Annotated in this window: 4 protein-coding genes; 3 read left to right on the top strand and 1 reads right to left on the bottom strand. The window is 42.9% G+C overall.

The window, feature by feature from the left end; genetic code table 11:
- On the bottom strand, positions 1-277 hold a 277-nt coding region (tnpA, locus tag HMPREF0849_RS07010; RefSeq protein WP_000057434.1), incomplete at its 3' end, for an IS200/IS605 family transposase.
- A 354-nt stretch (positions 278-631) separates the two neighbouring features.
- Between tnpA and HMPREF0849_RS07005 the strand changes: the two genes are divergently transcribed.
- From HMPREF0849_RS07005 to HMPREF0849_RS06995, 3 genes are all read left to right on the top strand, one after another.
- Positions 632-7,078 (top strand): ZmpA/ZmpB/ZmpC family metallo-endopeptidase, encoded by a 6,447-nt coding sequence (locus tag HMPREF0849_RS07005; RefSeq protein WP_009013684.1) that lies wholly within the window; start codon positions 632-634, stop codon positions 7,076-7,078.
- A gap of 247 nt (positions 7,079-7,325) precedes the next feature.
- A complete protein-coding gene (locus tag HMPREF0849_RS07000) occupies positions 7,326-7,706 on the top strand; it encodes a hypothetical protein (RefSeq protein WP_000856372.1) in 381 nt (126 codons plus the stop codon).
- A gap of 232 nt (positions 7,707-7,938) precedes the next feature.
- A partial coding sequence (locus tag HMPREF0849_RS06995; protein ID WP_009013683.1) for a ZmpA/ZmpB/ZmpC family metallo-endopeptidase-related protein occupies positions 7,939-10,874 on the top strand: 2,936 nt, incomplete at its 3' end.

Here is a 10,874-nt window from a genome sequence, read left to right as displayed (position 1 = left end):
TATCAAACATCATGAGTGCACTTTTGCCTTTTAAATAACCCATGAAACTTGAAACACTTATCCTTGGTGGAATACTGACTAACATATGTACATGATCAGGCATTAAGTGACCCTCGATAATTTCAACACCTTTATAACTACATAAACGGTGGAATATTTCTCCCAAACTACTTCGATATTGATTATAAATGATTTTTCGTCTATACTTAGGGGTGAACACAATGTGATATTTACACATCCACTTTGTGTGTGATAAACTATGTGCCTTTTGTGCCATATTTTTCTCCTTTCGCTTTACAATTGGCTTGAACACCTTTATTGTATCGCGTTTGGAGTTTTTTTGGTATAACCTTCGTCGCGCACCCGCATAGCGGGTGGTTTATTTGTCTCGCACCTTACGGAGCGAGACGGACTAATAGTCACATAATTTGAAAAATTCCTAGGTTTAAGGCTACCTAGGAATTTTTTCTGTGATTCTCCCTGATCTTGTTTGTGCATTCAAGACCTGATAAGATAAGGATTTTTAAAGCGCAAATGAACTGAAAAGATTAGCAGTTTTTTGCGGCTATTATTTATAGCAAATAAATTGAATAATCTAGTAAATTTCGGTAGAATAGAGGGGATTCAAATCATGATGGAGGAAAGATTAGGAATGAAAAGAAATTATTTAGGAGAAAAGCACCAACGTTTTTCATTGAGAAAAGTTTCGGTTGGTTTGGTTTCTGCTCTGGTAGGCGTTTTCTACCTTTCTAGTGGAGGAGGTTCTCTTGCAAATGTAGCAGCCAGTGAACAGACGCCATCCGTCACAAAACAGATCCACTATAAGTACGTGACAGAGAGTGAGCTCACGGACCAAGAGAAGCAATTGGTAGTCAAAGAATTGCCACAGCTTGCTGAGGAAACAGATGATACTTACTATTTGATTTATCGTCCGACGAGACAGTTGCCTGCAACTGGTCATAGCCAACTCATTAGCTCAATTGCAGCGGGGGCAGGTATAGTGCTACTGGTCGTAGCGATTAAACTGGGCAGAGATGATCGCAAGAAACTAGCTTCTTTTCTGCTCTTAACCAGTCTAGGAAGTCAGCTGATCGCGCCAACTTCCTTGGCTTTGACAAATCAAATGCTGGCAGACTATAATCAGGAATTGACTGTACAGATCGGGGAAACATTGCAATCCCCACTTACGATTGAAGGCTACCAATATGTAGGGTATTTGAAATCTCAAAAAGAAGTAAACTCTCCAGTTGATGGCAAGAAAGAGTTGAATCATTCGGCTCCTATTGATACTCCAGTTCAAACTTCAAACGGAAGTCAAGCGCAGGAAGAGTATCGTGCTCAGAAACCAAGTGAAGCTCCTGTCTTTGAACAACCAGAGTTAAAGGTTGATAGTAAAGAAACGAGTCGTACAGAGATTATTCCTTTCCAAGTAGAGGAAGTAGAGGCAGCTGATTTGCCGCAAGGTCAAACTGAGGTGATTCAGGCAGGGAAAAATGGTAGTCGTACCATCGTTACCCGCAGCTACATTTTAAATGGTCAGGTGATCCATACAGAGGAGGTTTCCAATCAGGTAACGACTGAGCCGACTTCTGAGATTAGAAAAGTCGGAAGCAAGGTCCCTTCTCCTACAAAACCAAGCCCAGGGGAGTCCGTTAGTGAAAAACCAACAGACGCTCCTGTAAATGAAGTTCCAAGCTTAAACGTTGAAGAAAAAGATGTTACCACGACGGTAGCAGAACCCTATACTCGAGAACGAGTAGAGAGTGATAGCTTGCCAGTTGGCCAGACCAAGATAACCCAAGCTGGTCAAGATGGTGTGCGTACAATCGTCACCCGTCAGTACATGGTAGATGGAAAAGTAGAGAGAAGCCAGGAAATCTCTAATGAAGTGACAACTCCTGCAGTATCAGAAATCGTAACAGTTGGAACAGGCCCTGTTAGCGAGAAACCAACAGATGCTCCTGTAAATGAAGTTCCAAGTCTAGAGGTTGAAGAAAAGGATGTTACTACGACGGTAGCAGAACCCTACACTCGAGAACGAGTAGAGAGTGATAGTTTACCAGTTGGCCAGACCAAGATAACCCAAGCTGGTCAAGATGGAGTGCGTACTATCGTCACCCGTCAGTACATGGTAGATGGAAAAGTAGAGAAAAGCCAGGAACTCTCCAACGAAGTGACGACTCCGGCGGTCTCAGAGATCGTAACGTTTGGAACTGCTCCTGTTAGCGAGAAACCAACAGACGCTCCTGTAAATGAAGTTCCAAGCTTAAACGTTGAAGAAAAGGACGTTACCACAACAGTGGCCGAACCCTATCCAACCAAGGAAGTGGAAAGTGCAGACCTGCCATTGGGGCAAAGGGAAGTTAGCCAAGCTGGTCAAGAGGGTATTCGTACGATTGTCACCCGTCAGTATTTAGTAGATGGAAAAGTCGAAAATACAGAGGAAATCTCTAACACTATCACAAAAGAAGCAGTTCCTCAGATTATCAAAGTCGGTACAAAACCAATTTCTACAAATGCGGATCACGCTCCTGTGGAACCAGAAAAAGGAACTCTCGACCTTGAACCCTTGCACCAATTAGTGGAAGAGGCCGATAGCATCCAGAAAACGCATCAGTATTTCAATGATACCACTGCAGATCAAGAGTCTTATAAACAGGCAGTCGCAAATGCCCAAGCTCTCTTTGAGGCATCTCATGCCAGTCAAGAACAGGTTGATTCCTTGAAAAATGCCCTTGAAACTGCTAAGAATAATCTAGACGGTCAACCTGTTGATAAGAAAACTCTTGGAGTTGAATTTGACATGAAGGATGTGACTCAGTCTACAGTTGCTTACCAGTATGCTGATGAACAAACCAAACTCCGCTATCGTCGTGCTCTAGATCAGGCCAAGCTCGTTTTGGACAATCCTTTCGCCAATCAAGCCTTGGTCGATCAAGTTCGGACGGATCTCGAGGCAGCTCGTCAAGCTCTGGATGGTGTCAAGAGAAAACCAACCCTCTCTCTAGTCCGTGTCGAGAAGGAAGAAGATCAACGCCAAGTTTCTCTTAGCTATCACTTGACGGATGCTACAGCTAGCTATCAATCAGCCAAAGTGCAGCTATACAAGGGTGAAATGTTAATTAAGGAAGTCGACCTTGTGGACCTCACTCAAAAATTGACACTTAATGACTTGGACTACTATACTCCTTATACTCTCAAAACTGTCATGAAATATGACCTGGGTCAAGGGGAACAAACTAGTATAGAGGATCAACGTCCAGTTCAGCTAGATTATAAGAAGGTTGAAATTAAAGACATCGACCGCATCGAACTGTACGGTAAAGATGGTAGTCACTACCGACGTTACCTATCTCTGTCGGAAGTGCCGTCTGATTTGGACAACTACTATGTCCGCATTCAGTCAGATAAGTTCAAGGACATGCTCTTACCTGTTTCTAAGATTACAGACAAGGGGAATGCCTACTCCGTAACGGTATCAGCTAATCAGCTCGTCGAGGGAGAAGGGGACCATTATCGTCCAGATTACTCTTTTGAACTGCCGAAAACGCCTCTTAGCCAAGAAGGTGTCTATACGTCCTTCAAAGCCCTCATAGAGGCTATGAAGTCAAACCCGACTGGAAACTTCAAACTAGGAGCGGATGTTTCAGCAGATGAGATTCAGTTGGAACAGTCTGCGACAAGCTATGTTCCAGAAGAATTTTCAGGTAGCCTAACTAGCCGAGTGGATGGCAAAGATTATACCATCTACAACTTGGCAAAACCGCTCTTTGCAACCTTGAAAAATGCCACCATCCAGCAACTGACCTTGAAATCGGCTGCGGTTACAGGCAAGGATTCTATAGGGACCTTGGCTAGCAATGCTCAGAATGCAACGATAACGGATGTTTCTGTAAGTGGTAGTCTATCTGGGAACAAACATATTGGTGGACTCGTAGGAGTTGCCCAAAACGCAAAACTAACCAATGTTGCCTTTAAAGGGTCCATCACCAGCACCCAAGATGGGGGGCAGGAGTACAATATTGGTGGCCTGGTCGGTAATTTCCACGGCAACCAATCACTGGCGCAGAAGAGTCAGGCGGATGTATCTATCCAAGTAACGGGTCGAAATGGAGACCAGCGTGTTGGAGGCTTGATTGGTCGCTTGCAAAATGGAGCTAGATTAGAAACTTCTTATGTGACTGGTTCTATCCAAAATGCAGGCCATTCTGGCCAAGTCGGTGGAGCGATCGGGTCTACTTGGAACAATGGACAGGTCCGAAATATCTTGACCAGTGTCAAGGTTCAAAATGGTCATGCGATGACAGGAGATCCCTATCCTGAGGCTTCTGTTCGGGACTCTTATGTTCTTGAAGGAACTACAGCAAATCGAAAAGATGAACGTTTTGTCCGTTCTATTTCAGAGGCCGATGCGCAAGCCAAACGTCAGTCCTTTGGAATCACTTCAAACTTGACGGACCAGGAGCCATTGCAGCAAGCTTACCAGCATCAAACAGACTATAGTCGAGTGAGGGGAGCCCAAGAGTCCAGAAAGCAAGCCTACGAAAATGTAGAAAAACTATTACCATTCTACAACAAAGACTTCATCGTTCATACAGCCAACCAATTAGCTGAAGATGATAAACTCAACAAAGAAGCACTGCTAGATGTGGTTCCGATGAAAGATGAGACACTGATAACAGATGTCAACAGCCATAAGGGTGAAATCAATAGACTGATGCTGCATTATGCAGATAAGACCATCGCTTATCTTGATCTGACCTACAAGGGTGATTTTGCCAATGGCCAGATTGCAGAATATAGCATCGCTGATAAGAATTTGCTCTATACGCCAGAAGCCTTCCTATCTGACTACCAGTCCATTAAAGCGAGTGTCTTGGAAGAACTCAAAGCTGTGACCTATGACTCAACTGCAGTTCGAAAGGTCCTTGGAATTGGTGAAACAGCTTCCTTAGATGATCTTTATCTAGAAAAAGCCTTTGAACAAACCAAGGCTGAACTAGGTCAGGAGCTCCTCAAGGTGCTTTCAGTTGACAAGTCGATTAACACCCTAGGCCCTGCCGTAGCGGATGCGATTAGCCAAAAGATTCTGCAGAACAAAGAAGCCTTCATGCTTGGTCTGACCTATCTCAACCGCTGGTATAATGTCAACTATGGAACGTTCAACACCAAGGACCTTAATGCCTATAAGTTTGATTTCTTTGGTAATCAAGCAGCTTCGACACTGGATACTATCATCGCTCTCGGGAACTCTGGAATGGGCAATCTTCGAGCGCAAAACAACTTCAATGCTTACCGACAATCCCTAGCCAAGGAAAAAGGCAAAGGAGACCTCTTTGCTTACTTAGAAAGTCTGCGTGAACTCTTCTTGCCACACAAAACCAACAGTGAATGGTTCAAGGAAAATACTAAGGCTTATATCGTAGAAGCTCGTTCAAGTCTGCCAGAAATTCAGGCCAAGCAAGACAATGCAGATCGTAAGAGTAAGTATACAATCAAGGTCTACGACAGACTGACTCAGGGAGATTGGGGCTTCAAGCAAATGGTTCTCCAGCTTCTGACCTTACCTGAAAGAGATGTCTATATCATCAGCAATATGTCGACCATTGCCTTTGGTAGCTTTGGAGGCTACAGGAAAGAAGGTGGCAGAGTTCTCTCAGGAGAGGAACTCCATCGACACGTTGAAAAACTTGTGGATCAATCAGCTGAATGGCAACGAAACCACTATGACATGTGGTACAACATTCTAAGTCCAAACAGGAAAGACACTCTATTCAGACGGGTGATTGTTACAGACGGTTTCTTTCTTTATAATGATAAAGGCCAGCAATATTGGGCTCCGCGTAATGATAAGACCTCTGTTGCTATGTACAATTTCTTTGGTCCTGCTGGCAAGTATCACGGAGACAATGGACTAGGAGCCTTTGCCAATGGTTATGAAGTCTTCTATGTCTATGACCAGATGCTGGGAGCTTCTGGGACCATGGTCTATACCCATGAAATGACCCACAACTCGGATGGTTCTATCTATTTTGAAGGGCATGGTCGTCGTGAGGGTGAAGGACCGGAGAGCTTCGCTACAGGAATGTTAGAGTCTGTAACCAATGTTAGCGAAAAAGGTCTCGTGCTTAATAGCTTCTATCAGGGAGATAAAGATTCGACCACACGTTACCATACCTATGATCCTGTTGCTCGATTCTCCTCAGCAGATGCTCTTCGCGACTATATGCATGGAGTTTTTGATGTGCTAAATCTTCTGGATTATGTTGAAGGGGATATTGTTACTGGTATTCTAACTGATCAACAGAAAATGAAATGGTACCGTAAGGCTGAAAATTATAACTTTGAAAAAACTTCTTATGGTAAACAAGCCCACGCTGATGATCGAATTGTCCCTATAACTGCCGAAGAAGCAGCCAAACTAAAATCTGTCGATGCTCTGGTTGATCATAATATCATTGGACGTCGGGACGGTTGGGATAGGGCTAGCTTTGGACGAAATGGCTACTATATCATCAATATGTTTGCTTCCTTCTATGCAGCTCTGGACAATCCAACTGGTGCACCTGGTGGGCTTATGTTCCGCCGTAGAGCCTACGAATTGCTAGGAGACAAGGGTTACCAGCAAGGATTCGTCCCATATGTCTCTGGCCAATATGCTGGCCAAGCGCTTAAAGAAGGTCATAAGACCTACTCAATCTGGAACAGAGGAGATGTCGGAGTAGTTGGAGATGATTTGGTTTTCAAAAATCTCTATGGTAGCCAGTATGAATCCTGGAAGGATTTGAAGAAAGCCATGTTGAATGAGCGATACAACAAGGCTCAAAACTTCCTTCGCCCAATCACCATCGAGTTTGAAGCAGGAAAACTAGATAGCAAACGACAAATTACGATTTCTTCTTATGAGGAATTGCAAGATTATATGTACTTAGCAGTACTAGCGGATGCCTCAGCTAAGAACATTGATCGTGCCTTATCAGACAGCTCTAAGAGCAGTGTCGCCCAACTCAAGTATCGTATTTTCAATGCTTATCTACGTGCTACAGACGACTTCAGACAGTCTATCTTTGAAAGATAAGTCTCTTGCAAAAACAGACACGAAAAAAGAAGATCCAAGTGATCTTCTTTTTTCTATGAAAATTACTAGCTTACTACTAAAAACGAATGAATTTACAAACAAATTGATACATGATATATTTCTTGCTCGAAATGTCTGTTTAGAAATTTAAAATCATTCACCATCTAGTATCCTCATTTTGAAATTTCTTTTATTTTTCATGAAAATATGATAAAATGATAGCTGAAAAATTTTTAAGGAGATTCAGATGAAAACAAATACACTTGCTCGCGTAAATGCGATTTTTGGTCTTATCGCAGGTATTGTTTTACTGTTGGCGCCTCTTGTTATGTTTATGATAGCTGTCGGGGTTGCTGCAGTGACGGAAGACCCTGATGCAACAGATAGTATATTGAGGATTTTTATAATTATTTTTTCATTGGTGAAAATTGCTGTCTTGGTTTTAGGAATTGTGTCTATTGTCTATTACAAGGACGATGAGCGTGTGACGCCAGCACCGTCTGTTTTGTTTATCGTGGGTGGTTCTGTTGGATTGATCCCATTCTTGGGATGGGTAGGAGGAATTCTGACAATCATTGGTGGATCCCTCTACTTTGGACTTTTGAAAAAATTCGAGATTCAAGAATAATGACTTTTGTTAGTATTATTTTCAAATAAGAGAAGGCGATTAGCCTTCTTTTTTTGTCATCAACGACAGATAAATTTTATAGGATAAATAAGCTTTGACATTCGTGAAATCTAGAGCATTTATTGGAGACAAGGAAGTATTTTTATAGTATAATGATGGATGTAAAATACCTATATCAAAATATAATGCTAGTTATTTTCTTGATAGAAGGTAAAAGTTGAGAGGATTTAGAATGAAAAAGTTTTTTGGAGAGAAGCAGCATCGTTTCTCCTTACGAAAATTAGCAATTGGTCTTGTATCAGCTTCGATTTCAAGCCTATTTTTTGTGTCCATTGCGAGCAGTGGAACTGTATTTGCTCAAGAAAATGTATCTGTTCACTACAAATATGTGACGGATACGGAACTGAGTGGGCAAGAAAAAGACTTGATTGTCAAGGACATTCCTAAAATTGCGGAAGATAGTGAGAGCACCTATTATCTAGTCTACCGTATGGATGAGAAAGCCCAGCTAGGTCAGTTGCCCAATACAGGTGGACAGAATAGCCTTATTAGTGTTTTAACTGGTGGAGCCCTGGCTTCGATTGGTTTCCTTATTTTTGTCGTATCGAAAAAGAAAGGCAAAAAGAAAGCTCTCTTGAAAGTTGTCTTGATAACAGGGATGGGCAGTGGTTTGGCTTCTTCAGTTCAGGCTATTGAAAATCAACTTTTGTTCCAGTACAATCAGGAATACCAATTATCCCAAGGAGATAGTCTGCCTTTGCCACGTGCCTTATCAGGTTATACTTACCTAGGCTATATTAAGCAAGAAAAGGACTCTAGTCTGCAAGAAACTGCTGCTAGAGATCAGAAACTTGACTACACGGTTCAACCTCATTTTCAGACCAATGTAGGTGGGCAAAAGGTAGGAATTGAGCAGAAAAATCCATCTCCAACAAGCCCTGCTGACAAGCCAATCCCTTCTCAAGATTCATCCGATCTAAAACCGTCTGGTCTTGTTAGTGTGGATCCTCAGGATGAAGTCTTGGCTGGTCGCGTGAATAAACCAGAACTCCTATACAAGGACCAAGAAATTGTAACCAAACTAGGCTTTTCAGAAGTGGTTCAAGAAAATTCAGAACTAACAGAGGGAACCATTCGTGTCAAACAAGAAGGTCGTGCTGGGAAGAAGATTGAGCTTGTTCGCATTTTCACGGTTGAAAACCAAGAAATTTCTAGGGAAGTTCTATCAACTAAAGTAGAAGAAGCCTTGCCACGTATAGTAGAGAAAGGGACTAAGAAGGCAGTAGCTGCGAGTGAAGCACCTCAGTCTGCAAGAAAAGGAGAGCCTGAGACGCAGGCTCCATTACCAGAATATACAGGCGAGCAAGCGGGAGCGGTTGTAGCCCCAGAAACAGCTGAAAGACCAGAATATACAGGCACCCAAGCAGGAGCAGTCGTTGAACCCGAGCAAGTCGCTCCACTACCTGAGTATCAGGGAACTCAAGCTGGTGCCATCGTTGAACCGGAAAAAGTTGAGCCAGAGGTTGGGGGTGTCCAGTCTGGGGCTTTGGTGGAACCAGAAACGACTGACAAACCAGCCTATATAGGTGAGCAGTCTGGAGCAATCGTAGAGCCTGAAAAGGTACCACCAACACAAGAGTATACAGGCACTCAAGCGGGAACGCTTGTAGCCCCTGAGACAAGCGAAAAACCAGAATATACAGATACTCAATCAGGTGCGATTGTGGAACCTGAGACTCAACCTTCCTTACCAGAATATACAGGCACTCAAGCAGGAGCCATCGTTGAACCGGAACAAGTCGCTCCTCTTCCAGAATATACTGGCAATACCGAGCAAGTAAAACCGGAAGCTCCGACAGAAAAACCAAAAGAAAAAGATCCAGAAAAAACACTTGAATTAAGAAATGTTTCGGATCTGGAGTTGTATAGTCAGACCAATGGTACTTACAAACAACACGTTTCTTTAGACGGTGTCCCAAGTAATCCAGACACTTACTTTGTCAAGGTTAAATCTTCGTCGTTTAAAGATGTCTATCTACCAGTCACTTCAATAACGGCAGAAACGAAAGATGGTCAGCCAGTTTATAAAATCACAGCCAAGGCTGAGAAACTCCAGCAAGAGCTAGAAAATAAATATGTTGATAATTTCACCTTCTACCTAGCTAAGAGGGCTAGAGAGGAAACAACAACCTTTACTTCCTTTAGCAACCTGGTCAAAGCTATCAACCAGAATCTCTCTGGAACCTATCATTTAGCAGCTAGCTTAAACGCCAACGAAGTGGAGTTGGGTCCTGATGAAAAGTCCTACATCAAGGGTATCTTTACTGGTCAGTTAATCGGTGAAAAAGATGGCAAGCAGTATGCTATTTACAACTTGAAAAAGCCTCTGTTTGAAACCTTGAGCGGCGCTAGAGTAGAAAAATTGAGTCTGAAAAATATCTCCATTTCAGGGAAAGATGATATTGGTTCACTGGCCTATGAAGCCCAGAATAACACAAAGATTCAGCAAGTTCACGTCGATGGTGTTCTCGCTGGTGAACGTGGTATCGGTGGTTTGCTAGCTAAGGCTGAGCAATCAAGCATCACAGAGAGCAGTTTCAAGGGAAGAATTATCAACACTTATGAAACGACTGCTGCCTACAATATCGGTGGTTTGGTTGGTCATTTGACAGGTGACAAGGCTTTACTTACTAAGTCAAAAGCGACAGTAGCCATTTCGTCCAACACAAATAGTTCAGATCAGACAGTGGGTGGTCTTGCAGGTCTAGTAGATCAGGATGCACAAATCCAAGATAGCTATGCTGAAGGCGATATTAACAATGCCAAGCACTTTGGTAGAGTCGCGGGAGTAGCAGGCTATTTGTGGGATCGAAAAACTAATGAGGAACAGCATGCTGGAAGATTGACCAATGTTCTCAGTGATGTCAATGTAACCAACGGAAATGCCATTACCGGTTACCACTATAATGGAATGAGGGTGAAGGACACATTCAGCAGCAAGGCCAACAGAGTCTACAATGTCACCTTAGTCAAGGATGAGGTCGTCAGCAAGGAATCCTTTGAAGAAAGAGGAACAATGCTAGATGCTTCCCAGATTGAAAGCAAGAAAGCAGCCATCAATCCTCTCACTCTACCAACAGTGGAGCCCCTCTCAACAAGTGGCAAAAA

This window comes from Streptococcus sp. C300 (assembly GCF_000187645.1).
Lineage (GTDB): Bacteria > Bacillota > Bacilli > Lactobacillales > Streptococcaceae > Streptococcus > Streptococcus oralis_CQ.
Note: the sequence above shows the minus strand (reverse complement) of the source record. Positions and strands in the feature narration are given on the sequence as shown.